Raw genomic sequence first — 26,981 nt, forward strand, 5'->3', positions numbered from 1 at the left:
CTTTAAAACACCAGTACCAACTCTATCCACCAATCTTTATCCTGTCGCACGATCTGGATGTTGCGGATGAATTCGCGGAAGAAGAAGCGCCGCTCGGCTTCAGAGAGATCGAGCCAAAACTGGGGAATTGACACTGACTGGGACAGCTCCTGCAGGTTAACGGGGGGTAGCTGAGCGAGCTGCTGGTGCAGGGTGGAAATTTCGCCCCTTAGCTTGTAGCGGCGTAAAGCAGCAGTTTCAGCGTCCAGAACGCCAGATTCTTCTAGGGTGGGCAACTGGGCGATCGCGGCCTCCTTAGCAGCGATCGCACCCTGCAAACTGGTGCTGGGGGCGGGAGCACCGGGGGGAATTCTGGCCGTGAATTGGGCTACCGCCGGGGGCAACTCTTGACAGATCTGATTCACGATGCGATGTAGGGCATCGTCGTAGGGAATGGCGGGGCAGCCGGGAGACCTGGGGCAGCCGCTAGATCGCAGGTAAAGATAGCTTTTGGCCTGACCTCGGGGAGCGGTTTTGGAAATGGTCAGAGGTTGCCCGCATGATTGACAGGTGACGAGGCCGGCTAGCGATCGCGGTGCCCCAGCGGTACGTGGCGGCAGAGGGCGGTTGCGGCGCAGCAGGCGATCGATCTGGGCCGCCTCTTCGCGGCTGATAATAGCGGCATGAGTGTCGCGCAGGACGTTGCCATCCTGGTATTGCAGGTCGCCTCGATACACCGGGTGGGTGAGCCAGCGCCGCCCGGTAGACACCGAAATTCGCTTGCCCAGCTTGCCCTCGATGAACCGCACAGCCCCCCGCAGCGAGCCGTAGAGCAAAAATTCGTTGACAAAGGCGGTGACTACCGGAGCCGTGGCGCGATCGATCAGGTAACGGCCCTGGCCCCGACGGTAGCCGTAGGGTGGCTTGCCCGGGGGCGGTAGCGCCTGTAGACGGCTGCGGGCATGCCCCTCGCGCAGGCGGCGGCGGCGCTGATCGCTAGCCAGGTTGGCCCCCTGCAAGATGCTGTCTAAATCAACGGCGTCATCGGTTAGAGTGACCACTTCAGCCCCGGCAGAGGCCAGGGCCTGTACCCAGTGGCGAATGTCTTCGGGATTGTTGCCCAAGGCAGCAAGGTTGTCCACCAAAACCCGATCGGCGGGATTAGCTTGCAGGTCGGCTAGCAGGCGATCGCGCTCTGGCCGATACTCTAGCTCAGTTGGCAATGCTACATCGGTATATACCCGTTCCACCGATGCCAGCATCTCCTCCTCTAGGGTCTCAAGAAAGGGAGCGGTTGAGGCCCCAACTTCTCGGTAGCAGTAGGCGACAATGCGCATGACCTAGAACGCTTGCTTCAGCGCTTCACGCAGGGCTAGCGCTTGTTCGTCGCTGTCGCTAGCCACCACTACCATCACCGTGGTAGTGGCTGGTGGGTTCTCGACACACACAAACATTGCCGTTGCCGTCTCAGAGCGCCCCGCCACGCTGGTAGCATCGTTTTGCACCGGCTCTAATCCCTGAGATTCTAGCGCTTGTCGAGCCTGGCTCAGACATTGGGCAATATCGATGCCTAAGACCTGCCAGGCGTAGTGCATGCTCGGCGGAGCCGCCTGCATAGCGGGAATCGTGGCCACCAGACCCAGCCCCGTCAGCATCGCTGTCAGCAAATAAGTCATTGAAATCATCGGTGTTTCCTCATCGCTGCGGCTTTGATTTGTGGCCTTGGGCAGGGATGCCTCCCTGTGTCGATAATACTCTGCGGCTTTAGTTTCATACCGTTGGCTCCGGCCATTGGCTCTGGGTCGTGGCAAGATAGGTGGGTAAGCTGGGGCTATGGGCTTGCCCTCCTAGCTCCTCGCGTTTCCCAGAGGCGGTTTCTTTGCAGATTACATTTTTGGGTACCAGTTCTGGCGTGCCAACCCGCGCCCGCAATGTGTCGAGTGTGGCCCTGCGGCTGCCCCAGCGGGCCGAGGTGTGGCTGTTTGACTGTGGCGAAGGCACCCAGCACCAATTTTTGCGCAGCGAGTTTAAGTCGAGCCAAATTCGCCGCATTTTTATTACCCACATGCACGGCGACCACATTTTTGGCCTGATGGGGCTGCTGGCCAGCTGTGGCCTGGCGGGCAACCGACAGCAGCGCATCGATATCTACGGCCCCAAGCCCCTTAATGACTACCTGCAAGCTAGCCGCCGCTATTCCCAAACCCACTTTTCGCTGCCGATCAAAATCCACGCCGTGGAGCCCGGCTTGGTATTTGAGGACGACGACTTTCGGGTGACCTGCGATTTGCTAGAGCACCGGGTGCCCGCCTACGGCTATCGCATTGAGGAGCGCGATCGCCCCGGCCACTTCGATGTCAAACGCGCCCAGGCCCTAGGCATTCCCTCTGGCCCCATCTACGGTCAGCTGAAGCAGGGGCAGCGGGTCAAGCTTGATGACGGTCGCACTATCAATGGGGCCGATCTCTGCGGGCCAGATCTGGTGGGGCGCAAGCTGGTGTACTGCACCGACACAATCTATTGCGATCGCGCCGTCACCCTCGCCATCCAAGCCGACGTATTGATCCACGAGGCTACCTTCTCCCACCGTGACGCCGACTTAGCCTACCAACGGCTGCACTCTACCTCAACCATGGCAGCTCAGGTCGCCCTTAGCGCCCAGGCCAAACAGCTGATCATGACCCACTTCAGCCCTCGCTACGCTCCGGGCAACGATATTCAGCTGCCCGACCTACTGGCCGAGGCCCGGGCCATCTTTCCCAACACTAACCTGGCCCATGACTTTCTGGTCTACGACATTCCGCGCCATGACGAGAAGGTGCTGGCGTCCTCCTCCGTCTAGGTCTGGCGAGGGATTACCTTTAGCGATTGGCGGCGGGCTTACTCGGCGCCACATTTAACCGCTGTCTCAACGCTGTTAAATGGTGCTGGTTATCCACCGCGGTGCGGGGCATGGGAATCTCTGTGTTGGGCCAGGTAGCCAGGTCATTGCAGGGGCAGAGCTCCGTCATCGTACCGGCCGTGGGAATAACAATCGGCATGTCACAACGAGCACAGGGAGCCACATCCCAAGCGGGCGACAGCATCGCCGCAATGCTCTGGCTGGTGCCTTTGAGATAGCAGTCTTGGCCGCTGGTCACCATAATGCGGTGCCAGCAGTCTTCAAAGGCTTGGCTATATTGACCATTTTGAAAAATTGGGTCGGGCAGCTGCTCGCCCCGACCTTCGGCCAGCACGACCGGTTTGCCCAGCTGAAACCAGTGGGCTAAAAAATTTCTAACTTGGTCCTGGGATGCCATGGCGGTGAGGTTCCTAATTACTTTGGCGGGGCCTTCCTGGGGTCTAAACAGGCATTGATAACCTGACACAATGTGCTTCGCCAGGCAGAATGAAGCGTTGCCAATGCTCCTTTGCGCAGCCCCGGTCTATGGTTTCATCCTAGCGGCTGCCTGGCTTGGGCCACAGGTATCTACTGATATTCTTCGGAAATCAGATCTGACAAACCTGCTTCGAGGTAGGTTATTTCGCCTCTCCAGGGCTAGAGAATCTACCCTACGGTCTGCTCAATGTAGTTTTTTGCATAGCAGCCAGAAAATTCAGCTGGCAGAACAGATCTGGGAACTGCTGGCGATCGCCCTCCCTGAACCGCTGCTCAACACGCATTAACTTATGGCCCTTTGCCCTGCTTAACGAAAGTTTGCAGAGTGCCCTTGCCAGCGCTAAAAGTGCCGCGTAACCGGATAAAGTAGCCCTATGTATGACGACGATCTCTCCACACTAAACCCCGAACTGGAGTTTGCCGACCCCCTCGATGCCCTGGGCCCCGTAGACGAGGAACAAGCTCCCCAGTTCGACCCCGAGGCGATGCTGCCCCTGCTGACCGCCGCCGATCCGCAGCAGCGCATGCTAGCGGCGCGGGCCTTTTGCGAGGTAGAAGACAGGCGGGCGGTGGGCCCCCTGACAACGCTGCTGAGCGATCCCTGTCCCCTGGTGCGGGTGAGTGCCGCCTATGCCCTGGGCCGCAACCCCGATCGCTCGGCGGTAGAGCCCATCATTGCCCAGTTGACCACCGACTGGAATGGCTACGTGCGCAAGGGTCTAGTGTGGGCCCTGGGCAACGCCCACGATGCGCGATCGCTGCTGCCCCTAATCGAAGCCCTGCGCACCGATATTGCCGCCGTGCGGCTGTGGGCGGCCAGCGCCCTGGCCCAGATGGCACAGGTCAACTACGAGTCGGTCATTGCCGCCATTCCCCCCCTGATCGAAGGGCTGCGCCGCGACCCAGTTCCGGCAGTGCGCAGCAACTGCGCCTGGACTGTAGGTCAGCTCTGCCGCGAGCTGCCCTCTAACGTGGTCTATCACACGGCGATCGATGCCCTGATCGAAAGCTTCGCTGAAGAAGATGACCTGGGCGTGCGCGAAGACGCCCGCACCGCCCTGCTCAAGGTGGGCGATACGCGCGGTCTACAAACCATCGAAGAAATCGAGCAGGATGGTTTCTTTTTTTAGCAAAGGAGCGGATCAGGGGAGATACGTGAACTCAGTAGATCACAAAGTCCCCGCAGCCCCCGTCCTAAATCCCTCTCCCAAGCTGGGAGAGGGACTTTGAAAGTTTTCCGGCTCCCCTCTCCTTCCTGGGAGAGGGGCTGGGGGAGAGGACTGAATTACGGCAAGAAAGCGTGTTTGTGATTTATTAAAGCTTAGGGTTCTAGTTGAAAAGTTAACGGGTTAGAACGTTCCAACCTAAAACCAAATACTTCCCAATCCCGAACGACGATTACTTAGACGCTCGAAACAGCAGATATAGGCCAATCGCCAACCCCAACAGCGTCGGCAGCCAGGCCGACATAAACGGCGACAGCGCCCCCACCTCGCCCATAGCGTTAGTAATGAACGAGAGCAGGTAGTAGCCAAAAATAATCACAATGCTGATGCCAAAGCTGGTGGCGCGGCTGGTGCGCTGAGGCAGCACCCCAATGGAGGCCCCCACCAGGCCAAACACCACGCAAACAAAGGGCAGCGCATACTTCTGCATAATGCGAATTTGCCAGCGGCGGATCATCTTTTCGTCGCCACTCTGGCGTACCAGCTCCAGTTGCTGGGTGGCCTCAGCAATGTTCATCTCAGTGTCATTTTTGGTGCGGCCCGCCAGATCTAGGGGAGTACGGGGCAGCTGCAGCTTCTGGGTCTCAAAGGTGATGATATTGCGGAAGGAGCCGTCGGGAGCCACTACGTAGATGGTGCCGTTGTAGAAGGTCCAGGCGTTGCTCTCCACATCCCAGTTGGCTGACTCAGCGCTGACCACCTGGTTGAGCCCTTTCTGGGAAAAGTCAAGAATAGTCAACCCATGCATAGTGGTGCCGTCAAAGCGACGGGCATAGAACTGGCGCTTCAGCTCCTGGGCAGCAGGGTCGTCGCTAGCGGGCTGAAACTCCTGATAAAAGATGTTGCGCTCTTGAAACGGAGGCCGCTCTGACTTCAGCGCCTGCTCTAAGGTGATGGCAGCCCGATAGTTGGCGGCGGGAGTAATCAGCTCGTTGAACACAAAGGTGAGCCCCGTCACCAACAGACTGAGCACCACGGCGGGAGTGATGATGCGGCGAATGCTTACCCCCACCCCCCGCAGGGCAATCAGCTCGCTGTCGCTGGAGAAGCGGCTGTAGGTCATCATGGTAGCCAACAGCGTTGACATGGGAAAGGCCAGCACAATGAACTCGGGCAGCTTGAGCAGAAAGATCTGCGCCGCCAGGGTAATGGCCAGCCCCGACTCGGTAATACGGCGAATTAGCTCAAACAGCGCCCCAATCGAAATGCCAATGGAGGAAAATGCCCCCACTCCAAACAAAAAGGGCATGGTCAGCTCTTTAGCGATGTAGCGATCCATCACCGTTAGCAGCGGGGAGCCGAGGCGCTTAAAGGTAGCAGGAGCTGAAGCCATAAGTTAACGGTAAGAGGCCTGACTCTACATTATGGGCAAAGGGGGCCAGGGATGCGTAGTACCCATTGCCCGTTGAGTTTTTGGACCAGGCAGTCGAAGGATGAGGTGGCTAAATAGCGAAGTCTTTGCCCAGGTAGTGCTCACGCACCAGGGGATTGTTGGAGAGATCGTCAGCGTTGCCCGAAGCGAGAATTTGCCCGTCGCTCATGATGTAGGCGCGATCGATAATGCGCAGGGTCTCGCGCACGTTGTGATCAGTGATGAGAATACCCATGTCGCGATCGCGCAGTTTAGCCACAATCTCTTGAATTTCGTTAACGGCAATGGGGTCAACCCCAGCGAAGGGTTCATCCAAGAACAAAAAGCTGGGACCTTCGGGGCCAGAGGCAAGAGAGCGGGCCAGTTCTGTACGCCGCCGTTCTCCCCCTGACACCTGAATGCCTAGGGTGTTGGCTACTTTCTCCAAGCGAAATTCCTTAAGCAGGTCTTGAAGGCGATCGCCATACTCCTCTGGAGGGACGCGTGTCTGCTGCATTACCAGCAAAATGTTGTCGGCCACTGACAGGTTGCGAAAAATGCTTGGTTCCTGGGCCAAGTAGCCAATGCCTAGCCTCGCTCGCTGATGCATAGGCAGGTCAGTGATATCGATCTGGTCAAGGCAAACCTTACCCGCATCAGGTCGCTCCAGGCCGGTCGCCATATAAAAGGTTGTGGTTTTACCTGCGCCGTTCGGCCCTAGCAGGCCAACAATTTCGCCTTGGGCCACTGACAAGCTAACCCGGTTGACCACCTGACGCTTGCCGTAGGTCTTTTGAACGTTGTCAAGTACGATTTTCAAGGGCGCGCCTGGGCCAGTAGAGGTTGATTGAGCTGCGTAAATTGTATCAAAGCTCTTCCCTACTCTAGGCGGCGCCCCCAACAAGCCTGTTGGGGCGCTTCGCCCAAATTGTTAGACCGGTGGGCTTTGTCGAGGTGTCCTTGAGAACCCAGCCCTACACAACCACTGAGGGCCAGGAACAAACTTAGAAAACCCGCCTAGCTTTGGCCACTCTCAACAAAAAGCCGGGCTAGATGGGCAGCCTCAAGGTCGATATTGTGCCGCTGCGCGACTTTTGCCATGCCTGATTTGCCCATAGTCTCTAGCTCTGCTGGGGAGGTATCAAGGGCAGCGCGCATAGCCTTGACCAGCGACTCCACCGATCCGGGCACGACCAGCCAGCCGTTGACGCCAGTTTCGACCAGCTCAGGAATGCCGGCGATTGAGGTAGTAATGACCGGTCGCCCTATGGCCAGGGCCTCCATAATAACAACGGGCAAGCCCTCGGCAAAGCTGGGCAAGACCAGCGCCTGAGCTTTGAGTAACTGGGCCTTGACAACTTCACTGGAGACCCATCCGGTAATTGAAACGCAGTTTTGCAGTCCGTAGGCAGCAATTAACCCTTCGACCTGCGATCGCATTTCGCCATCACCCGCCAGCACAACGGTAAATCGATAGCCTGTATCGATCAGCTGCTTGACAGCCTCCAGCAGCAGCAAATGGCCCTTTTGCCCACTGAGGCGCCCCACACAGACCAGGTGGCGCTGCTCTGGAATAGGTGTAAACTCTTGGGCTAGAAAGTTTTGATCGAGTCCGCAGTGCACGACGTGGACTTTGGGCCAGTCTTCCAGGGCCGTCCAGCGGTACAGTTGGCTCTTGCCGAAGGAACTAATGGCGACGACAAAGGCAGCGCGCCTGATTTTTTCGGCTAGTGAAATCGCCCTCACTTTGTCAAACTCTTCTGGGCCATGCACCGTAAAGCTGTAGGGTGGCCCGCCTAGTACATGGCATAGCATGGCTACGGTCGTCGAGTTGGTGCCAAAGTGGGCGTGCACATGGTCGATATTGGCAGCCTTAAACCAAGCCAGCAGCACACAGGCTTCGGCCAGGTATGCCAAGTGATACAGCGGCCCCGACTCGTCCTTAAAGCCGAGCTGAAAGGCCAAGCTGAGGGCAGTTACAAACGCTATGGGTCGCTGTAGCACAACCCCGGCGATGGTGAGTAGCAGCTCAGACCAGGGATGGTCTAGCACGATCTGAGTTTTGTCTAGCTCTTTGACGTCGTCTGGGTCTACCAGCTCATCAGCGCAGGAGCGAATCGAAAACCTAGCTACCGTTAGCCCTTGGGTTTCAAGGGCAGCAATTTCACGGCGAATAAAACTATGGCTAACCTTAGGGTACTGATTAACCAGGTAGGCTATTTTTCTAGGCTCCTGCTCAGCAGCGTCAAGTTGAGCGATCGACATCTCTATATTTATTCCTAACGGATACGCTTTAACAATTGCAGGCAAAAATGATGTTAGCAAACGCCCTATTCTGAAGGTTAGTTGAGAATAATATGGGCCAAACTCCTGAGGATAAAAAGACTAAGGAGCGCAAACATCACAAACCCTAAAAGTACCAGATGCGGTAGGGAGTAATGCCAAATTCTAGCTGTAGCAGCAGGCGAGGATTTTTAGTGGGTACAGTGCCCTTATGTAGGCAGTAGGGATCTCCCGCAAAGCCCAGTCCAGCGGCACCGGTAACCACCTGAACGCGATCGCGGCCATAGGTTTGAACCAGGGTTTCGTCATCGATCGCCGCGCAGCGCTGACCCAGCCCCTGGTGGCTAAACTTTCTCGTACGGTGAGTGCCTTGCATATAGACATGGGGGCCTTCGTCCTCGCCCACTTCGGTGAGGTAAAAGAAGAATTTGATCGTTTTAAAGTCATTGATGTCACAGTGGTAAACCCGCGCTGTTTTAATTTTGTCGTCTAGGGTAGCAGGAGCCGGAAACCCCCACGCTAGCTCGCCTCGAAGGTACACCGCTGGGTGGTTGAGGTACTGACTAGCGATCGCTAAAAGGTAAGGATCATGCTTAATTTTTTGATAAGCTTGGCACGATTCATGGCTGTCTAAATAGCCAGCCACCAGCAGCGGTGTGTCCAGGTCTTTAACTATTTTGTCTTTGTTCTGAATGTAAAACGGTTGGGATGGATTGCGGTTGGCATAACAGGGCGTCGTCTTGGCAAAGGTTAACAACCCCTGCAGAATGCTGGGCTGTAGCGAAAACCCAACATAGTAGCCGTTGGTGCGAATCAGTTGTGCCACTTGGCCTGGGCTCATTAGAGGACAGGCCCCCTCCGTTGCGTGAATCACTGTCGCATCAAGCACCGCGGGGGGAAGATATCTACCGCGACGGGCAACCCACTCTCGAATTGCAATGAAACGAGCTAGCCAGCTCATTACTAAAAACTTAGGATCGCCCCAAAAGAGCCGCAGAACAATCTTTAATTTGTTGAGCGAGCGTTGCATTAGCCTGACGGCAGAAGCTTCTGACAGAAATGGAACGCAAGGAAAGTGGGTAAGCATATCGATTAGCTCAAAGAAATACTATGCGTGACGATTCCTAGGAGTAAAGACAATTTCTAAGCGCTCACAAAAAAGCGCTAGGGCTGTCTTTAGGGACATCTACAAGCCCCTAAAACAATAAGACTGCATTAGTCTAAAAAAGTGTCGAGTCACCGCAAGCTAGCTGACGCTAAAGACAGATTTAGCATCAAGCTAATATCGCAATATCACGTACTCAAAGGCCTAGAAATCACAGGTAATTTTTTCGGCCCGCACAACCTCACCAGCGTTTCATTCTGGAGGAACCGACTTAGCTTGGTTAATCGTGCAGCAGTCTCTAATAATTCAGGGAACACTTAAAGCATAGCCAGTTTGAACATCAATACCGATCTGACCGATTTGGACAGAGCTACAATACGAATCTTCTACTGCGTGTGTGCATACTTATGTTAGCTAAATCGGAGGTAATAACCTGCGATCGCGCGAAAAGGCTTCTCAAACTATCCTTGATTCGTAAGAAATTGATAAAGTTTAAGGAAACAAATTTAGCTTTACGGTATTAGGTAATTAGCAATCGAAGCTAACGCTAAACAGCTTGTCGAGCGTAACATCGTGATTGTTTACGTCAAGTGGGCCAAACCCCTCACCAATCTAGATACAGCTTTTTGGTAGCAACTGATACTTCCAAAAAGCTTTTGAGAGTTAGGAAACGGCGTTTTATTGAGCCGGATTTAAGGGCTGAGCTCCATCCTCAACGGGGCTAACATCTAGCACCACCGGAGGGCGTGGGGCAGGGGGGCGAGCGCCGGCCCCGCCGCTGTTTGACGTCGGTGCCGGCGGGGACTCAGGCAGAATATAAACCGCCTCAACCTGATCGTTGGGACGAGGGGTAGCCACAAAGCGATCTTCTTCGATCAGGTAAGTGACTACCTCGGCCCGCAGCGTGTTGCCCTTCTGCGTTACGACAACATTGCCACTGAGCACAATGCGATCCTCATTGCTGAAATAGTCAGCCTGGGCCGACGTAGCCTGAATGCCACGGGTTGGGTAATCGATCTGCACATTGCCCCGGGCGGTAATGATGCCCGTGGCCGCATTGGCCTCCTGGATGTCTGAGCGCAGGGTGATGGTGCCGCCATCCTGGGCTTGAGCCGGTGCCCCACCCAACGGAGCTAAAGAACCTCCATCTAGGGCTACCGAGGCCCCAGCCACCGCTGCTACTATCCAAACCCAGCGAGACCTACGCGCCATAGCCCAATATCCAGTTCTGTTGCGGTTCAATGCTTCCATAGCTCCCCAATCTTACTGCATCCCCCTTCTCCTCCTGCCATTCCTGGTCCACTCCCTAGCGCCGTCCACCCCTCTCCCTCAGAAAAGCTGTAGCCCAGAATACCCTGCTTCACCCCTTGATTCCCTCACGCTATCCTCAAAACACCTCCACCCCAAAGCCATCATGCTCACCGTCCCGCCGACTACCCGCCCCCTCCAGTTCGCCAGCGACAACTACTCCGGTATCTGTCCTGAAGCCCTAGACTATTTGCTGCAGGCCAATCAGGGAGATGTGCCCGCCTACGGCGACGACGAATGGACTCAAAAGGCCTCGGATGCCTTTCGCAATATCTTTGAAATTGACTGCGAAGTATTTTTTGTCTTTAACGGCACGGCAGCCAACTCCTTAACTTTGGCAGCACTGTGCCAGTCGTACCACAGCGTTATTTGCCACGAGTTGGCCCATGTCGAAACCGACGAGTGCGGTGCCCCTGAATTCGCTAGTAATGGCTCTAAGCTGCTGCTGGCCCAGGGCGACAACGGCAAGCTCGACCCCGCCGACGTGGAGCGGCTAATCACCAAGCGCACCGATATTCACTACCCCAAACCTAAAGTAATTAGCCTGACCCAGGCTACAGAGGTGGGCACTCTTTACACCACCGATGAGCTAGCGGCCCTCAGCGGTCTAGCGCGCCACCACGGGCTGAAGGTGCATATGGATGGGGCTCGCTTTGCTAACGCCCTAGTGGCCTCTGGCAAAACCCCGGCCGAGCTCACCTGGAAGGCTGACGTTGACGTGCTCTGCTGCTGCGGTACCAAAAACGGCATGGGGATAGGCGAAGCGATTCTTTTCTTTGACCGTAGCTTGGCTGAGGACTTTGCCTACCGCTGTAAGCAGGCCGGGCAGCTCTGCTCAAAGATGCGGTTTATCTCGGCTCCTTGGCTGGGGTTGTTGGAAACGGGCGCGTGGCTGCGCAACGCTGACCACGCCAACCGCATGGCCGCCTATCTTGAGCAGCAGCTGCGGCAAATTCCCGAGGTGAAGCTTCTGTTTCCGCGCCAGGCCAACGGGGTGTTTGTGCAAATGCCTCAGTCCCTCATCGACGAGCTTTATCGTCGGGGCTGGAAGTTTTATACCTTCATCGGCAATGACGGGGCGCGGCTGATGTGTGGCTGGAACACGACCATTGAAGCGATCGATGAGCTAGTCGCAGATATTCGAGATTCGGTGAGCTTATTCCGCTAGAGCCTGCAATCGCTGGTTGGCTGCGGCCAAATCAAACCATTCAGGGTCAAAATCGTAGCCGACTTTTTGCCAAAGAGCATCGATTTCCTCAGGATCATCGCCATCGCCCAAGCGATCGATCAGGTCAACGTAGTCCCACACGCCGTTGCAAAACTCCGGCGGGCATTGCCGCTCTCCGGCAGTGCAGTGGGGAAGGGGATGACCGACGGGGGCGATCGCCTCTAACGTGACTTTGTGCAGCCAGCCTTGGGCGGGAGCATAGTTGTAGATCAGCGCCTCGCCAGGCTGGGTGATGAGGGTAGAGAGCGATCGCTCTTCCCCAGCCGGCAAAACTTTACCCTGGTCCTTAAACACATAGTCAGCCTCCCCCGACCACCCCATCGCCGCTGCCAACACTCGGTGGAGTTCCGCCAAGGAGACATCGCCCCGCACAGTGACTTGTCGCCAGATGTAGGGGTCGCTGTCGAGCAGTTCGACATGTAGGTGGTAGGTTTCAGCAGTCAAGTCAGTTTCCATGGTGTCCATTAGTTTCCTTGCCGCCCTCAACTCGATAATCCGTTTCCGGCCATAGGGCTTGAATCTCCTCGGCCTGGTGGCGGGCGGCGAAGCGCTCCCAGGTAATGCCGTTAACATCCACCTCGGCAGTAAATGCCTGCGCTTCGTCATCTTCCCAGCCCAGGTGGCGTAGCTGTCCTGGCGCTATATCGGGGGTATGGCGAATTGAAAGATTCAGCGTCTCCGTACGCCACAAGGCATAGGTACCCTCAATCACTAGCGCAGGACTGCATCCCAAACGAGCTGAATAATCCGCCACGGAGGCAGCAATATCACTAGATGAGAGCGCTAGGTGGAGCTTTTTCATCGTGGTCTTTTCTGACGGTCTCTCGTCAAACCTGTAAACTAGGGTCAACCTTACCACGATGATTTCTAAACCCATCCATGACCCACGCCACCGACATTCACACCCTGGCCCGCTGGATGGCGGCAGACTTTAGCAACCAGCAGCAGGCCTTCGAAAACCCGCCGCTGTTTGCCCACATCCGTGTCTGCATGCGCCCCCTGCCCACCGAAACCCTAGGTGGCCTAGGGCTTTACATTGAGCAGGCCTACGACTTTATGATCCAGCAGCCCTACCGCGCCCGAGGCATGAAGCTCATCCCCCAGGGCGATCACATTTTGATTGAGAACTACACCCTCAAGGACGCCGAAGCCTTCTACGGAGCCTCTCGCAATCTCGATCAGCTCTCAAAACTCACTGCTGACCATTTTGAAAAAACCCCTGGCTGCGACATGATTGTCCACTGGACAGGCCACAGCTTTAAGGGAGCGGTTCAACCCGGCAAAGCCTGCATGGTTGAGCGCAACGGCAAGACTACCTATTTAGATAGCGAATTTGAAATCGACGCCGACCAATTCGTCAGCTGGGACCGGGGCCGCGACCCAGAAACCCACGAGCACCTGTGGGGATCGTTGGCAGGGCCGTTTGAGTTTAAGCGGCGATCGAGCTTTGCGGATGAAGTGAAGGAGTGATGGGAGTAGAAGGGGTAATGGAGTGATGGGAGTAGAAGGGGTAATGGAGTGATCGGGTAATGGGGTAATGGTGTTCTCACTACTCCCCACCCCCCTACTCCATCACTCCACAACACCAACTTGCCTCCCTGCCGCCACTGATCGCTATGATGGGGAACATCGCACCAGTGCAGCATTAGGAGTCAAGGACGTGGAGTCCAAATATATCCCCGCAGACATCGAGAAGAAGTGGCAGCAGGCTTGGGCCGAGCAAGGGCTAGATCGGGCGATCGAGAATCCCGATCAGCCAAAATTCTACGCGCTGTCTATGTTTCCGTACCCGTCGGGGAACCTGCACATGGGTCATGTGCGCAACTACACGATTACAGATGTGGTGGCACGGGTGCGCCGCATGCAGGGCTACCGAGTGCTGCACCCCATGGGCTGGGATGCTTTTGGTCTACCAGCGGAAAATGCGGCGATCGATCGCGGCATTCACCCAGCCAAGTGGACATACCAAAATATTGCCCAGATGAGAGCGCAGCTGCAAGAACTGGGCCTCTCCTACGACTGGGAGCGCGAGGTAGCTACCTGTGCCCCCGACTACTATCGCTGGACTCAGTGGATTTTCATTCAGATGCTGCAGATGGGGCTGGCCTATCAGAAAGAGGCGGCGGTCAACTGGGACCCCATCGACCAAACGGTGCTGGCCAACGAGCAGGTAGATAGCGAGGGCAAGTCGTGGCGATCGGGGGCGATCGTCGAGAAGAAGCTGCTGCGCCAGTGGTTCCTCAAAATTACCGACTATGCCGAAGAGCTACTGCAAGATTTGAATAAGCTGCCCGGCTGGCCCGAGCGGGTTCGCACCATGCAGGCCAACTGGATCGGTAAATCGACCGGAGCGCGGGTAGTCTTCAAAAGCGAGGCGGGGGATGCCCTGCCCGTATTTACCACCCGGCCCGATACCCTGTGGGGGGCGACCTTTATGGTGCTGTCGCCCGAGCATCCGCTGGTGGAGAAGCTGACTGCGCCCGATCGCGTTGCTGCCGTAGACGACTACCGCAAGGCCGCCGCCGCTAAAAGCGAGATCGATCGCACCGCCGAAGACCGTGAAAAAACCGGCGTGTGGACCGGCAGCTATGCCGTGAACCCCGTCAACGATGCCAAAATTCCCATCTGGATCGCAGACTACGTACTGATGGGCTACGGCACTGGGGCGATTATGGCGGTGCCCGCCCACGACCAGCGCGACTTTGAGTTTGCTCGCAAGTTTGGCCTACCCATCAAGGTCGTGGTGCAACCGGTAGGGGAAACCATTGATGGCGACACCATGACTGCCGCCTGGGCCGGGGAAGGCGTCATGGTCAACTCTGGGCCGCTCAATGACATTCCCGCGGGTAAAGGTGAGGCTGAGAGCGTCCCAGCCGCCATTCACTGGCTCGAATCTAACGACAAAGGCCAAGGCGAAGCCAACTACCGCCTGCGCGACTGGCTGATTTCCCGCCAGCGCTACTGGGGGGTTCCTATCCCCGTGGTGCACTGCCCCGAGTGCGGCATTGTGCCGGTGCCTGACGAGCAGCTGCCGGTGACCCTGCCCGAGGATGTGGAATTTTCGGGGCGAGGAGCCTCGCCCCTGGCGCAGCTGGGCGACTGGGTGAATGTGCCCTGCCCCACCTGCAACCGCCCCGCCCGGCGCGAAACCGACACCATGGACACCTTTATCGACTCGTCCTGGTACTTTTTGCGCTACACCGATGCCAAAAACCCCGAGCAGGCCTTTGCCCAAGCCCAGGCCAACGGCTGGATGCCGGTGGATCAGTATGTGGGCGGCATTGAGCACGCCATTTTGCACCTGCTTTATTCGCGGTTTATTACCAAGGTGCTGCGCGATCGCGGCCTGCTCTCCTGCGATGAACCCTTTGAGCGGTTGCTGACCCAGGGCATGGTGCAAAACACCACCTACAAAAACCCTAAGACCGGCAAATACGTCGCCCCGGAAAACGTCGCTGATCCTACGAACCCTGTGGATCCTGACACGGGCGACGCCCTAGAGGTGTTCTACGAAAAAATGTCGAAGTCGAAGTACAACGGCGTAGACCCCAAATCGGTGCTGGCTAAGTACGGGGCCGACACCGCCCGCATGTTCATCCTCTTCAAAGCGCCCCCCGAGAAGGATTTGGAATGGGATGACGCTGACGTGGAGGGGCAGTTCCGCTTCCTCAACCGCGTCTGGCGACTGGTCACCGAATACCTCGCCAGCGTAGGGGCGAATGGTGGTTCGCCCTCCGGGGATACAGCCGCCGATCTCTCCAAAGATGAGAAAACCCTGCGTCGCGCCATCCACACCGCCATTCAGGCAATCACCGAAGACATCGATGGCGACTACCAGTTCAACACCGCCGTCTCAGAGCTTATGAAACTCAGCAACGCCCTCACGGATTCTGCAGCCAAGAACTCCCCTGTCTATGCCGAGGGTGTGCGCGCGCTAGTGCTGCTGCTGGCCCCCTTTGCGCCCCACATGGCCGATGAACTGTGGCACCAGTTGGATAACACCGACTCGGTTCACCGCGCCCCCTGGCCTGTGTTTGACCCCGTTGCCCTAGTAGTCGATGAAATCACGCTGGTCATCCAAATTATGGGCAAAACGCGCGGCACTCTAGAGGTGCCCGCCGACTCCGACAAAGCGGCGCTAGAAACCTACGCCCGCGAATCTGAGGTCGCTCAGCGTTACCTGGAAGGCAAGGAGATCAAGAAAGTGATCGTGGTGCCAGGCAAGCTAGTGAACTTTGTAGTAGCGGGGTAAAGAGCCTGTTTTACAGTTCACCTTATGCAATACAGCGGCTTTCGCTGCGTGGTGCCGTTATTTAGTTTGGTTTAGCCTCTACCTGTCACGGTGGGCTTTAGCACCAGCATCATTAGCGATCGCCGTATTTCCTCAATCCTCTGGTAGGGGTTAATCGACAGCTTTCGCTGAGTCAGCATTTGTCGTGACGTATCGTGGTACTAGCCTAGTTTTTGCTGATGCTGGTCATCGAAACACTGTATTTCTGCCGCATGGACCGCACCTTTGCTGACGTTATATAAACTCATGCAACTTTCACAAAGCCTAGGGGCACAATGAGCACAATGGCGGATGCGCCAGCTAAGTGAACTGCCCCCGTTCCACAGCCCCTTAATGTCAGACTCAGTCATTCAAGTCGAGAATCTCGGCAAAAAGTACGTACTTGGCCAGCAGCAACAGGGCAGCTCTCGCTATGTAGCCTTACGCGATGTCCTTGCTGATGGAGTCAAATCTTTTAGCCGTCGCCTGCGCCATCCGCTCAAGCCCAATGTCAAACATCAACACGACGAGTTTTGGGCGCTGAAGGACGTTTCTTTTGAGGTGAAACAGGGCGAAGTTGTCGGCATTATTGGCCGCAATGGGGCGGGCAAGTCCACACTGCTCAAAATTCTTAGCCGCATTACCGAGCCTACAACGGGGCGGGTTCGCCTATGGGGACGGGTGGCTAGTTTGTTAGAGGTGGGCACTGGGTTTCACCCTGAGCTAACTGGGCGCGAGAATATTTTTCTAAATGGCGCAATTTTGGGCATGAGCCGGGTAGAAATTAATCGCAGGTTCGATGAAATCGTAGAGTTTGCAGAAGTCTCTAGGTTTTTAGACACGCCGGTTAAGCGCTATTCCAGCGGCATGTATGTGCGACTGGCCTTTGCCGTAGCCGCTCACCTAGAACCTGAGATTTTAGTGGTTGATGAAGTGCTGGCAGTAGGCGATGCCGCTTTTCAAAAAAAGTGCCTAGGAAAAATGGGTGATGTGGCCAAGCAAGAGGGTAGAACCGTTCTCTTTGTTAGCCACAACATGACCGCAGTAGAATCGCTATGCCAGACGGCGCTAATGCTGAGCGATGGGCAAGTGTCGTTTCGGGGCGATGCCCGTACTGCGATCGCTAAGTACGTCTCTGAGACCAATCTAGTTGCCTCAGCCTACGTTGACCTCTCAACCCGCTCAAAAGAGCGGTACGGCCCGAGGCAGTATGCAACCCTAAAAAGCCTCAGTCTTCTAGATGGTGACGGCAACTGTGTCACCACGCTCCAAATGGGGCAACCGGTCAACTTTAGACTTGAGATCGACTTTAAGATGCCAAGCGACAGCTATGAGATTGGCATTGCCATCTGCAATCTGCACGGCGTTAGGCTGCACTACTTAGTTTCTAACTGGGAAGATGATCTGAATGTGACTACTTCAGGTCCATATACGATTGAGGCTTCTGTACCCTCCATTCATTTGTTTCCAGGAGAATACTTGATCAATGTCTGGGTCAAAAAGCAAGGAGAATCCTACGACGACGCCGTCCATGAGGCAACAGGATTTGCCGTTCAAGAGTCGCAAATTACCAATCGCTACGCTTATTTCGAGCGGTATTCCACCAACACGCAAGTCTATACACCTAGCCGGTGGCAAGCTTTTCAAGGCGACAATTTAGACAAGACCGTTCTTGCTCAAACCGAGCTGTAACAAAAGATCGCTACATATCGAAACCATCTACCCATGAAAATTACTGAAGATACATCTATTTTAGTAACCGGCGGCACCGGTTCCTTTGGGAAAAAGTTTGTTGGCACTATCCTCGAAAAATTTCCTAATATCAAACGACTGGTTATCTACTCTAGAGACGAACTCAAGCAGTTTGAGATGGCCCAGATATTTCCTCAGTCAAAATATCCAGGCATTCGATATTTCATTGGTGATGTAAGAGATCAGCAGCGGCTAATTCGTGCCTTTGAACGGATTGACATTGTCATCCATGCGGCAGCCTTAAAACAGGTGCCCACCGCTGAATATAACCCGATGGAATGTATCAGAACAAATGTCTTAGGTGCTGAAAATGTGATCGAGGCATCCCTGAGTACCGGTGTTAAGAAGGTCATTGCTCTTTCTACCGACAAAGCAGCAGCCCCAATCAATCTTTACGGAGCTACTAAGCTTTGCTCAGACAAACTATTCATCGCCGCTAATAACATTAAGGGTATTCGCAACCTCAGCTTTTCCGTTGTTCGCTACGGCAATGTGATGGGCTCTCGCGGGTCGGTAATACCGTTTTTTTTGGACAAGCGCAGGGAAGGTATTTTGCCTATCACAGACCCCGCCATGACTCGGTTTAATATTTCCCTTGAAGAGGGAGTTGATATGGTGCTTTGGGCGATTAAACACGCATGGGGGGGAGAAATTTTTGTGCCGCGCATTCCATCTTATTTGATTACTGACGTGGCCAAGGCCATTGGCCCTGACTGTGAGTACCCAGTTGTAGGTATTAGGCCCGGTGAAAAAATTCACGAAGAGATGATTACAACCTCAGACTCTTTTACCACTGTAGACCTCGGCCATTACTACGCTATTTTGCCGATTCAGGGGGCGTACTCCATCGAAGAGTACTGTAAAAAGATGAATGCTAAGCCTGTAGAACCAGGGTTTAGCTACAACTCGGGACAAAACGAAAAATTTCTCAGCATTGGGGAGCTACAAAACCTCATCAAACTGCATATTGATCCTCACTTTTCTGTTTAACTGATGGCACCTTTTATCCCCTATGGCCGGCAGAGCATTAGCCAGCAGGACATTGATGCCGTGGTTGCAGTGCTGAAGTCTGACTGGTTAACCCAAGGGCCTGCGATCGCCCAATTTGAGCAGGCCGTAGCCAACTACTGCGGCGTTAGCTATGCCGTAGCTGTCTCCAGCGCCACCGCAGCGCTCCACATTGCCTGCCTAGCTGCAGAGCTCGGCTCTAAAGATGCGCTTTGGACTTCGCCCAATACCTTTGTAGCCTCGGCCAACTGTGGTTTGTACTGCGGAGCCACAGTCAATTTTGTAGACATTGATGCTAAGACTTATAATCTCGACGTTGCCCTACTAAAGCAAAAATTGAGCCGGGCGCAACAAGACGGCACCCTACCTAAGGTGGTCGTGCCCGTGCATTTTGCGGGGCAGTCTTGCGATATGGAGGCGATCTCTTCCCTCGCCCAACAGTACGACTTCACCGTGATCGAAGATGCTTCCCACGCTATTGGCGGGCAGTATCGGGGTAGGCCCGTGGGCTGCTGCCAGTTTTCCGACATGGCAGTGTTCAGCTTTCACCCGGTCAAAATTGTCACCACTGGGGAGGGCGGCATGGTGCTGACTAACCAAAAAGCTCTCTACGAAAAGCTCATTCACCTCCGCAGCCACGGTATTACCCGAGAGCCCGAGCAAATGCAGGGCGAAAGCCACGGCCCCTGGTACTACGAGCAGTTAGAGCTGGGATTTAACTATAGAATGACCGACATTCAAGCGGCTTTGGGAACCAGCCAAATGCAGCGGCTGCCCGCCTTTGTGCAGCGTCGTCAGATGCTGGCCGATCGCTACTTCGAACTCCTGCAAGGTTTGCCGATCATGCTGCCTGTTCAGCACCCTGAGACGGCCTCCAGCTGGCACCTGTTTGTGATTCGGCTTATGCTAAATACCCTTCAGCTGAGCCATCGGCAGGTGTTTGAAATCCTGCGGGACAAGGGTATTGGGGTAAACCTGCACTATATTCCTGTGCATACCCAGCCCTACTATCAAACCCTTGGTTTTCGGCCCGGCGACTTTCCAGAAGCAGAGCAATATTACCGCGAAGCTATAAGTCTGCCGCTGCACTACGAAATGAGCTTGGACGAGCAAGATTATATTGTCGATTGTTTACGGGCGTGCCTGACATGACGACAGCTATTATTGTGCAGGCCCGCATGACCTCAACTCGTTTACCCGGTAAGGTGCTTAAACCCGTGCTGGATAAACCGCTGCTGGCCTATCAAATTGAGCGGCTCAAGCGGGTAAAAACCGCCAACAGCATTGTGATTGCCACCACTGAAAACGATTCTGACGACCCAATTGTTGAGCTGTGCAAGGCCTTAGAGGTTGATTATTTTAGAGGCTCTGAGCAGGATGTTTTGTCGCGCTACTACGGGGCAGCTCAGGCCGCCCAAGCAGATATTGTGGTGCGTGTGACCTCAGACTGCCCACTAATTGATCCAGAGGTTATTGATGAGGTCATACAGGTTTATGTGGCCGAGTGCGATCGCTACGACTATGTCTCTAACGCGCTCAAGCGCACCTATCCACGGGGCATGGATACTGAGGTTTTGCCGACTTGGGCCTTAGAGCAAGCCTATCGCGAAGCCACCGAACCACCAGAGCGAGAACATGTGACGCCGTTTATCTACAACCACCCAGAGCGCTATTCTCTCGGCCATGTTATCTATTCCGAAGACCTCAGCCACCATCGCTGGACAGTAGATACCCCAGAAGATTTTGAGCTGATCAAGCGCATGTTAGAAGAACTTTACTCCCTCTCGCCTAAATTCGATTTGCAAGACTGTCTGCGGGTGATCGAAAGCCACCCCGACTGGTCGGCAATTAATGGCCACATTGAGCAAAAGCTGTACGGAATTTAGCTATGCAGGTTTTGTTTCGAGCTGATGCATCTACACAAATAGGAACAGGTCACGTAATGCGATGCCTAGCCTTGGCTCAAGCCTGCCTTGCTGAAGGGGGGCAAGCTCATTTTTTGATGGGGTGTGAAGGGGCTACCCTAGCGCAGCGGCTAACTGGTGAAGGAGTTGCAGTGAGCTATGGGTCTGTGCCATGGGCCAGCGAGGCCGATGCCCAAAACACCATTGCTCTAGCAAAAGATTTGCAGGCTGATTGGGTTATCGTTGATGGCTACCACTTTGGTGCAGAGTACCAAAAATGGCTTAAGGATGTAGGGACAAAACTTTTAGTGCTGGATGATTATGGCCACGCAACGCACTATTGGGCTGACATAGTCCTCAATCAAAATATTACTGCTGAGGAAGAAATTTACGCTAACCGGGAATCTTATACTAAGTTGTTGCTGGGCACTCGCTATGCATTGCTAAGAGAGGAGTTTTGGCCCTGGCGCAGTTGGAAACGGCAGATTACTCCTATAGCATCAAAGGTGCTGGTTACTTTGGGTGGATCTGACCCCAGCAACATTACTTTGGCCGTAATTCAGGCGTTGCAAAAGGCTGAGATTGCGGAGCTAGAGGCAGTTGTAGTAGCCGGAGCTAGCAACCCCCATTGTAGTGAGTTAGCCCAAGCAGTAAAAGGTTGGGAGAAAAGCATTACCTTGAAGCAAAACGTGACCAACATGCCTGAACTTATGGCTTGGGCTGATTTGGCAATTACAGCGGGCGGAAGCACCTGCTGGGAAACTGCTTTTATGGGATTGCCAAGCATGGCGATCCCATTGGTCGAGAACCAGACTGCAATCGTGAAAACTCTCTCTAGCTTAGATGCCGTTGTTAGCATTAGCTCTCATGAAGCTTTTGAGATAAATTCTTTCGCTCATTGCTTAGAGAAATACCTTAAGCAGCAGGAGTTACGTTCGAGCCTATCGAAAAAATTCAGCAATTTAGTAGATGGATATGGCTCTGAGCGATTAGCGATGGTTCTACAGGAGAGTCTTATCAGGCTCAGACCTGTAAATGAAGAGGATTGCTCACTGCTCTGGCATTGGGCTAATGATCCAGTAACTAGAGCTTCTTCATTCTCGTCAGAATTGATTTCTTGGCACGAGCATATCCAATGGTTTAATGCCAAGATTAAATCTGAGAGTTGTACAATGTATATCGCTCTAAACAATAGAGATCAACCTGTTGGTTTAATTCGGTGTGAAGTTGATGCCAAAAATGAAGCCGTGGTCTCAATTAATATCGCTAGTCAATATAGAGGGATGGGTTACGCCAGTTCAATCATTGAAAAATCTTCCTCAAAGATGCTGAGAAACTCAAAACTGCATCAGTTGAATGCATATGTTAAGCAAGATAACTTGGCATCTATTAAAGCCTTCCTAAAGGCAGGATTTAAGCAAACTGACAAGCCGTCTTCAGAGACTAGCAATAGCAAGCCAAGTGCAATTCATTTAATAAAACAAAATCACTATTTTTAGTTTGGCAAACCCATGAAGACGATAAATATTTGCAATTATAAATTGGGTAACACTGCTCAGCCATTTGTAATTGCTGAAATGTCCGGCAACCATAATCAGTCTCTGGCTCGGGCGCTAGAACTTGTGGATGCGGCAGCTAAGGCAGGGGCACATGGTTTGAAGATCCAAACCTACACTGCTGATACTATGACTCTCGATATCAAAGAGGGTGAGTTCTTTATTAAAGACCCTAATAGTCTTTGGCAAGGGAATTCACTTTACAGTTTATATCAACAGGCTCATACCCCTTGGGAATGGCACCAGCCCATCTTCGATCGCTGCAAAGAGCTTGGCCTAGTCGGCTTTAGCAGCCCTTTCGATGCCACCGCCGTCGATTTTCTTGAGACTCTCGATGTCCCCTGCTACAAAATAGCCTCGTTTGAAAATACCGACCTGCCGCTGATTCGCAAAGTGGCCAGCACCGGCAAGCCTATGATTATCTCCACTGGGATGGCAACCATCGCCGAACTAGACGAAGCAGTGTGCACTGCTCGTGCTGCCGGATGCCCAGACTTGATCTTGCTCAAATGCACTAGCACCTACCCGGCCAGTCCTGCTAACGCCAACATTATGACTATTCCCCACCTGCGCCAGCTGTTTGATGTACAGGTAGGTCTGTCAGATCACACCATGGGCATTGGCGTTGCTGTTGCCAGTGTTGCCTTGGGGGCCACCCTGATCGAAAAGCACTTCACCCTCAGCCGAGCCGATGGTGGGGTAGACTCAGCCTTTTCTATGGAGCCGGACGAACTGCACCAGCTAGTCATCGAGACTGAGCGGGCCTGGCAGTCGTTGGGCCAGGTCAGCTATGGGGCCACGAAAGATGAAGAAAAATCGGTAAGATTTAGGCGCAGTCTGTATGTGGGGCAACCTATGGAGGCAGGTGAGGTATTCACCGCCAATAACCTGCGCATCATTCGGCCCGGATTTGGTTTGGCACCCAAATATTTTGATGATTTGATTGGCAAACCCGTCAAAAAAGCCACTCCAGCAGGCACCCCCGTCACTTGGGATTTGATTTTATAAACCAGCGGTTTTATACCTATGGGCTACCCCCCTGACCTAGAGCAGCAGATCAAACGCATCAACACTTTTGAGGAAAAATACCCTGCCCCAGATGCGCACCAGTGCTACGGCTTGGGTAAATGGCTCAAGCGTCATCTAGCCTTGCGCGAGGGTATTCCTCTGCACATTCACATGGATCATGGGGTTCGCATCAGCGAGGCCATGACTAATTGCGATCTGTTTGCTACTCAGCCCATCTTTTTCACCAGTGCTGCCCAGCGGAATGAGTACGTCAAGCAAACTGGCAAGCAGGCCTACGTTAGCGGTTCGCCCTTTGTCGCCTGCCGCATCCTTAACCAAATTAAATCAGACCCAAATGCTAGAGGCACCGTCGCTTTTCCCGTCCATTCCACTCACCTAATTGACGTGGTAATCGACTGGGAAAAGTATGCCGACGATTTGCTCAACCTGCCCGCCGAGTATCAACCCGTCACAGTGTGCCTGTATTGGAAAGATCTGCTGGCTGGGCGGCATACCCCGTTCATCAAGCGGAGCATGACGGTGGTGACCACTGGGCATATGGCTGACCCTGACTTCGCCACCACTTTTTATGCCATCCTGCGGCAGCACCGCTACTGTACTAGCAATATGGTGGGGTCTTACACCTTTTACGCCGTCGAGATGGGGATTCCATTCTTTATTCACGGCATGCCGCCAGTTTTCAACAACCACGGCCACGACCACAACCGCCCAACCGGTACCTACACCGTTGACAATCTGGCAGACGATCGCGAGAAGCGCGACTTTTTAGAGTTTCAAAATCTATTTGAGCTGGATATGAATGCGGAGGTGACAATCAGCGAGCGCACTCGTGCCCTCTGCCTGAGCAAATTAGGCCTCGGCCAAGCCGATAGCAAAGCCACTCTGCGCCGGGTTATCTACCAGGCCTGGGCCAACCATGTGGCCCGGTGGCCCATCAATAAAGCCCATGGCGCTGTGAAAAAGCTGCGGCGGTTAGCCCAACCGACAAAATCGCGGCTGAACCAAGCACTCACCGGCAATATTCGTCAGCTCGAAGGAGTCGATATTCCTGCTAGCAAGATGATTTCGCCGATTATTCGGCAGACCATTAATTCAGGTGTCTACGAGTTTGGCGAGATCAGCCTGCTGAAAAAGTATTTAGACAAGCAAGATACAGTGATGGAAATTGGCGGTGGCATTGGCTTCTTGTCGGGCTATTGCGCCAAAAAAGTTGGTTCTGAGCGGGTGTTTACCTACGAGGCCAACCCGGTGCTGAAAGAGGCTATTCAAACCTTGCATGCTAAAAATGGGGTTAGCCCAACGGTGGCGATCGCGATGGTAGCCAACACCAACGACACCAGCAAAACCGAAAAGTTCTACGTCACCCCAGACTTTTGGAGTTCGTCACCAATACAACCCACTACTGAAATTGTGGATCGGGTGATCGAAGTGCCAGTCAAATCTTTTGAGCAAGAGTTGGAAAAAAATCAACCCACTCTGCTGGTGGTCGATATTGAGGGTGGGGAGTATGACCTGTTTGCCCAGGCCACCCTAAATACCGTACGCAAGCTCATTGTTGAGGTGCACTATGCGGTGCTGGGGCCAGAAAAAGTAGCGGCCCTTAAAACAACCTTTAGCAGTCTAGGCTTTGAGCTGGTTGAGGCGATCGCTAACTGTGATGACCAGATCTGGTATTTGCAGCGATCGCCCCTCTAAACGTTCACTATAGTGAAGCAGATTTCAGGCTGATGCTAAGCTAAAATTCTAAGCACTTAGCATCAAATTTTATTTATCTAAATCAAAAACTAAAGCCTATCAGGTCAGAATAGTTTGCAAGGTAAGCTTTCACTCTGCTCCAAGGGTGCTCATCATGGATACAGCTCCTACTCAAAGGCTAGAACTACTTTACAGAGAGTATGTGAGATTAAATGACAAAGCAGAAGATTTCATAAAAAGCACCTACGAAAACTTTAAGTTACTGGGTGTGGTAGGCGCAGTCATAATTATTTGGAAACCCATTTCGGAGATCATTCTACCTGCAATTCCAAGGCTTGAGTCTAGCCTATTTTTATTTCTAGGCTTTTTAAGCTTGCTTACAATCTTAGGATTGGTGGCATTCACAAATCTAATTAAGCAGTCTTATTCATGGTATTTTGTCCACAACTTACAGGCTTATGAATTAGAAATAAAAAAAGAGCTGAAAGAACTGGAAGGTTCTCAAATCTTTAATTTCAACATAGGCAAAGAAGAACCAAGATTTATCATAGCCTCGTATCGATTGGCTTTTAGATCCTTTCTCTTTTCAACGGCTGCGTTCGTTACGCTAATACCGTTCGCAATTCTTTGCTGTTCGAGTATTTTGTACGCAATACTTTATTTTTTAGTGTCGGTTCTAGGATTTCTAATCTATTTGCAAATTTCCAGAAGAGTTTTGAGGCAATACTCTAACAGTAATTTTCTTTGGTGAGCACAGCAACTCGCGAAGACGATAGATTCAATCAGTTTTGAAGAGTGTTTTTAAGCTTTACGGGTAACTTCGACCATGATTTCGGTCATCATTCCCACCCTTAACCGTGCAGACAGCCTAGCTCTGGCGCTTGAGTCAATGACTCGGCAGCAAGCTCCAGGTAATGACTTTGAGGTTTTGGTGGTGGACAATGGCTCTACCGACCACACCAAGGCAGTTGTCCAAGCCTTTGCGGATGAGCTGGCCTGGGCGCATCTGCGCTACATTTTTGAGCCTGAGCCGGGGCTGCTGTCGGGGCGACACCGGGGTGCCCAGGAGGCCCAGGGCGACATCCTCTCGTTTTTAGATGATGATGTAGAGCTTGACCCAGGCTGGCTAGCGGCTATCCAAAATGCCTTCACCGATGCGACTGTGCATCTAGTAGGCGGGCGCAACCTACCGCACTATGAGAGCGAACCGCCCCCCTGGCTCCAGTATTTTTGGCAAAAATGTCCTGGTGGGCAGCTCTGCACCGAGCTAAGCATACTTGACCTGGGCAACCAAAGCCACCTGATCGACGCCAACTATGTCTGGGGGTTGAACTTCTCAATCCGCAAGGGCACGTTGTTCGAGCTAGGCGGCTTCCATCCCGACTGCATTCCCAAACGGTTGCAGCACCTCCAGGGCGATGGCGAAACGGGGCTAACCCGTCAGGCCAACCAACAGGGCTACAAAGCTATTTACGAACCGTTGGCCCTGCTGCACCACGTGGTGCCCGCCGCCCGCCTGACGCCTGAGTACTTTGAGTCGCGCTACTTTTATCAAGGGGTGTGCGATTCGTACACGGCTATTCGCGATCGCTATCGCAGCCAAGATGCCGGAGCAGACGCCATTGGCAAAGCCCAACGGTTAAATTACTACGTTGGCAAGATCAAAGGAAGATTGGCCAGTTTGGCTAAGGGCAGCGCCGAGTACAGAGCCATTCGGCGGCGCTGCAAGGTTGCCTATACCGCTGGGTTTGCGTTTCATCAACAGCAAGTAGCTCAGCACCCAGCTCTTTTAGAGTGGGTCATAAAAGAGGATTACTGGGATTATCAGCTGCCCAACATCGTTGTTGCATCCCTCAGCTGAGGCGTTTAGTAGCAAGTGCGCCCAAGATCCTGTCGAAAAGCCGCCTT

At 53.7% G+C, this 26,981-nt stretch carries 23 protein-coding genes; 13 read left to right on the top strand and 10 right to left on the bottom strand.

Annotation, left to right across the window (positions count from 1 at the left end; all coding sequences use genetic code 11):
- Positions 1-2 precede the first annotated feature (2 nt).
- On the bottom strand, positions 3-1,316 hold the full coding sequence (locus H6F59_RS19060; protein ID WP_190703901.1) for a recombinase family protein: 1,314 nt from the start codon (positions 1,314-1,316) through the stop codon (positions 3-5).
- Positions 1,317-1,319: 3 nt separating this feature from the next.
- Positions 1,320-1,664: a hypothetical protein gene (locus H6F59_RS19065; protein WP_190703903.1), complete on the bottom strand. Its 345-nt coding sequence runs from the start codon at positions 1,662-1,664 to the stop codon at positions 1,320-1,322.
- Positions 1,665-1,858: 194 nt separating this feature from the next.
- On the opposite strand from H6F59_RS19065, the gene H6F59_RS19070 reads away from it, so the two are divergent.
- Positions 1,859-2,821 (top strand): ribonuclease Z, encoded by a 963-nt coding sequence (locus H6F59_RS19070; protein WP_190703908.1) that lies wholly within the window; start codon positions 1,859-1,861, stop codon positions 2,819-2,821.
- Between the two features lie 19 nt (positions 2,822-2,840).
- Here the strand turns inward: H6F59_RS19070 and H6F59_RS19075 are convergent, their stop codons facing one another.
- Positions 2,841-3,278: a hypothetical protein gene (locus H6F59_RS19075; protein ID WP_190703912.1), complete on the bottom strand. Its 438-nt coding sequence runs from the start codon at positions 3,276-3,278 to the stop codon at positions 2,841-2,843.
- A 454-nt stretch (positions 3,279-3,732) separates the two neighbouring features.
- On the opposite strand from H6F59_RS19075, the gene H6F59_RS19080 reads away from it, so the two are divergent.
- Entirely contained in the window at positions 3,733-4,488 is a 756-nt protein-coding gene (locus H6F59_RS19080) for a HEAT repeat domain-containing protein (RefSeq protein ID WP_190703916.1), read from the top strand.
- Positions 4,489-4,756: 268 nt separating this feature from the next.
- Here H6F59_RS19080 and H6F59_RS19085 read toward each other — a convergent pair whose 3' ends face one another.
- The 5 genes from H6F59_RS19085 to H6F59_RS19105 form a co-directional block, all read right to left on the bottom strand.
- Positions 4,757-5,863, bottom strand: coding sequence for an LptF/LptG family permease (locus tag H6F59_RS19085; protein ID WP_190521421.1), 1,107 nt, complete (start codon positions 5,861-5,863; stop codon positions 4,757-4,759).
- A gap of 163 nt (positions 5,864-6,026) precedes the next feature.
- On the bottom strand, positions 6,027-6,755 hold the full coding sequence (gene lptB / locus H6F59_RS19090; RefSeq protein ID WP_190521059.1) for an LPS export ABC transporter ATP-binding protein: 729 nt from the start codon (positions 6,753-6,755) through the stop codon (positions 6,027-6,029).
- A 197-nt stretch (positions 6,756-6,952) separates the two neighbouring features.
- Positions 6,953-8,200 carry a glycosyltransferase gene (locus H6F59_RS19095; RefSeq protein ID WP_190703919.1) on the bottom strand — a complete coding sequence of 416 codons (1,248 nt, stop codon included), beginning with the start codon at positions 8,198-8,200 and terminating at the stop codon, positions 6,953-6,955.
- 145 nt (positions 8,201-8,345) lie between these two features.
- Positions 8,346-9,059 carry a hypothetical protein gene (locus H6F59_RS19100; RefSeq protein ID WP_190703922.1) on the bottom strand — a complete coding sequence of 238 codons (714 nt, stop codon included), beginning with the start codon at positions 9,057-9,059 and terminating at the stop codon, positions 8,346-8,348.
- A gap of 942 nt (positions 9,060-10,001) precedes the next feature.
- Complete coding sequence (locus tag H6F59_RS19105) at positions 10,002-10,535, bottom strand: LptA/OstA family protein (RefSeq protein WP_190703925.1); 534 nt, start codon at positions 10,533-10,535, stop codon at positions 10,002-10,004.
- A 202-nt stretch (positions 10,536-10,737) separates the two neighbouring features.
- On the opposite strand from H6F59_RS19105, the gene H6F59_RS19110 reads away from it, so the two are divergent.
- Entirely contained in the window at positions 10,738-11,799 is a 1,062-nt protein-coding gene (locus H6F59_RS19110; RefSeq protein WP_190703928.1) for a low specificity L-threonine aldolase, read from the top strand.
- Here H6F59_RS19110 and H6F59_RS19115 read toward each other — a convergent pair.
- Together H6F59_RS19115 and H6F59_RS19120 are read right to left on the bottom strand one after the other, a co-directional pair.
- A complete protein-coding gene (locus H6F59_RS19115; protein WP_190703931.1) occupies positions 11,788-12,324 on the bottom strand; it encodes a plasmid pRiA4b ORF-3 family protein in 537 nt (178 codons plus the stop codon). The genes H6F59_RS19110 and H6F59_RS19115 overlap by 12 nt on opposite strands.
- Positions 12,305-12,661, bottom strand: coding sequence for a hypothetical protein (locus H6F59_RS19120; RefSeq protein WP_190703934.1), 357 nt, complete (start codon positions 12,659-12,661; stop codon positions 12,305-12,307). Before H6F59_RS19120 ends, H6F59_RS19115 begins: the two co-directional genes overlap by 20 nt.
- A 77-nt stretch (positions 12,662-12,738) precedes the next feature.
- On the opposite strand from H6F59_RS19120, the gene H6F59_RS19125 reads away from it, so the two are divergent.
- The 10 genes from H6F59_RS19125 to H6F59_RS19170 all read left to right on the top strand — a co-directional run bounded on the left by H6F59_RS19125 (position 12,739) and on the right by H6F59_RS19170 (position 26,934).
- A complete protein-coding gene (locus H6F59_RS19125; protein ID WP_190703937.1) occupies positions 12,739-13,329 on the top strand; it encodes a chromophore lyase CpcT/CpeT in 591 nt (196 codons plus the stop codon).
- 190 nt (positions 13,330-13,519) lie between these two features.
- The gene (gene leuS / locus H6F59_RS19130; protein WP_190703940.1) at positions 13,520-16,111 is read left to right on the top strand and encodes a leucine--tRNA ligase; all 2,592 of its coding nucleotides are present in this window, start codon (positions 13,520-13,522) and stop codon (positions 16,109-16,111) included.
- 372 nt (positions 16,112-16,483) lie between these two features.
- A complete protein-coding gene (locus H6F59_RS19135; RefSeq protein ID WP_190703943.1) occupies positions 16,484-17,821 on the top strand; it encodes an ABC transporter ATP-binding protein in 1,338 nt (445 codons plus the stop codon).
- 33 nt (positions 17,822-17,854) lie between these two features.
- Complete coding sequence (pseB, locus tag H6F59_RS19140) at positions 17,855-18,871, top strand: UDP-N-acetylglucosamine 4,6-dehydratase (inverting) (RefSeq protein ID WP_190703960.1); 1,017 nt, start codon at positions 17,855-17,857, stop codon at positions 18,869-18,871.
- A gap of 3 nt (positions 18,872-18,874) precedes the next feature.
- Entirely contained in the window at positions 18,875-20,041 is a 1,167-nt protein-coding gene (gene pseC, locus H6F59_RS19145) for a UDP-4-amino-4,6-dideoxy-N-acetyl-beta-L-altrosamine transaminase (RefSeq protein WP_190703973.1), read from the top strand.
- Entirely contained in the window at positions 20,038-20,775 is a 738-nt protein-coding gene (locus H6F59_RS19150) for a cytidylyltransferase domain-containing protein (protein WP_190703976.1), read from the top strand. Before pseC ends, H6F59_RS19150 begins: the two co-directional genes overlap by 4 nt.
- 2 nt (positions 20,776-20,777) lie before the next feature.
- Complete coding sequence (gene pseG, locus H6F59_RS19155; protein WP_190703979.1) at positions 20,778-22,292, top strand: UDP-2,4-diacetamido-2,4,6-trideoxy-beta-L-altropyranose hydrolase; 1,515 nt, start codon at positions 20,778-20,780, stop codon at positions 22,290-22,292.
- A 12-nt stretch (positions 22,293-22,304) separates the two neighbouring features.
- Positions 22,305-23,357, top strand: a complete 1,053-nt coding sequence (gene pseI, locus H6F59_RS19160) for a pseudaminic acid synthase (RefSeq protein WP_190703982.1) — start codon at positions 22,305-22,307, stop codon at positions 23,355-23,357.
- An 18-nt stretch (positions 23,358-23,375) separates the two neighbouring features.
- Complete coding sequence (locus H6F59_RS19165; protein WP_190703985.1) at positions 23,376-25,073, top strand: FkbM family methyltransferase; 1,698 nt, start codon at positions 23,376-23,378, stop codon at positions 25,071-25,073.
- An 826-nt stretch (positions 25,074-25,899) separates the two neighbouring features.
- Entirely contained in the window at positions 25,900-26,934 is a 1,035-nt protein-coding gene (locus H6F59_RS19170; protein ID WP_190703988.1) for a glycosyltransferase family 2 protein, read from the top strand.
- The last annotated feature ends 47 nt before the right edge of the window (positions 26,935-26,981 follow it).

It is taken from the genome of Nodosilinea sp. FACHB-141 (assembly GCF_014696135.1).
In the GTDB taxonomy this organism is placed as follows: Bacteria; Cyanobacteriota; Cyanobacteriia; order Phormidesmidales; family Phormidesmidaceae; genus Nodosilinea.